Source organism: Amycolatopsis vastitatis (genome assembly GCF_002234595.1).
GTDB lineage: Bacteria > Actinomycetota > Actinomycetes > Mycobacteriales > Pseudonocardiaceae > Amycolatopsis > Amycolatopsis vastitatis.
The window spans coordinates 1-1,311 of record NZ_NMUL01000118.1 but is presented as its reverse complement, the minus strand read 5'-3'; the positions used below and the strand labels follow the sequence as shown (position 1 = coordinate 1,311).

Sequence of the window (1,311 nt, the reverse complement as noted above, 5' to 3'; positions counted from 1 at the left end):
TGTGCTGTCTCAGGACCTCACAGACAGATATGTCTCAGGACTTTCCGGACAGTTTGTGGTTGGTGAGGCGTTGGTAGCGTACCGAGCGGTTTAGCGTGAGCTGGCGGGCGACTGTGTCGTCGACCATGACGGTGACGCGGTCGCCTTGCCAGTAGACGGTGGCGGTGTGGTGGGCCCAGGTGCGTCCGAGGACGATGGAGCAGCCGGAGAAGGCGATCACCCCGGTCGCGGAGATGGGGCGTTCGGTGGTGCCGCTGGGCTGGCGGGGACCGGTGGCGGGGGTGGCTTTCGGGCGGACGGCGTAGCGTTGCTGGGGTGTCTGGCCGTCGAGGCTTTGGTGGCGGCGGTTGTTGTAGATCTGCCGGTATTGGTCGAGAAGCTGTTGCAGGGCAGCGAGATTGTCGGCTGGGGGTCGGGCGGCGAGCCATTTTTGCAGGGTCTGGTGGGCGCGTTCGTCTTTGCCGCAGGTCTGCGGGTGGTGCGGGGTGGAGGCGATGGTGGTGACGCCGAGTTCGGCGAGGTGGCGTTCCAGTTCGACCATCCGGCCGCGGTGTTTGCCGGTGAAGGCCAGCCCGTTGTCCGAGAGCAGCCTGACGGGCAGGCCGTAGCCGGCGAAGGCCTGTTGCAGGGCGGCCCAGGTGTCTGCGCCGTTTTCGCTGTCCGCGGCGTAGGTGCCGACGTCGAGGCGGGAGTGGTCGTCGAGGATCTGGAGGATGCAGACCTTGGTGCCGTCGGCGAGGTAGTGCTCCATGCCGTCGATCTGCCAGCAGCCGTTGGGGTCGGCGTATTCGAACCGGCGGCGCGCTTTCGGTTTCTTGCGTGGCTGGGCCACGATGTGGCCGTGGGCGCGCAGGATGCGGTGGATCGAGGCCCGCGACGGCAGCGGGGTGAACCCGGTGTCTTCGAGTCTCCAGCGGATGGAGATCGGGCCGTTGTCGAGGCCCTGCTCGGCGAGTTCCTTGCGGGCCCGCAGCACCGCCTCGGCCACCCCCGCGCCCAGGGCGGTCGGGTGGTGGTGCGGGGCGGTGCTGCGGCGGGTGAACCCGTCTGCGCCCTCGGCCCGGAACCGGGCCACGTACTTGTAGAAGGTGTCCCGGGACAGGCCGTGCTCGTGGCAGAACCGCGCCACGTTGATCTTCTCGCCGTGAGCGACCCGGGCGACCGCGGCGACGAACTCAGGATCCATCGAAAACCCTGCTCTGCCCATCGCTGCATGATCACCACACAAGCCCTGGTCACCACGCCGACAGGCCGGTCAGTGTCCGCGATGTCCTGAGACATCAACTGTCGGCGATGTCCTGAGCTGCGACA

General features: G+C 67.6%; 1 protein-coding gene. It reads right to left on the bottom strand.

Annotation, left to right across the window (positions count from 1 at the left end; all coding sequences use genetic code 11):
• Positions 1 to 34 precede the first annotated feature (34 nt).
• Entirely contained in the window at positions 35 to 1,186 is a 1,152-nt protein-coding gene (locus CF165_RS49670; RefSeq protein WP_093954558.1) for an IS481 family transposase, read from the bottom strand.
• Positions 1,187 to 1,311: the final 125 nt, after the last annotated feature.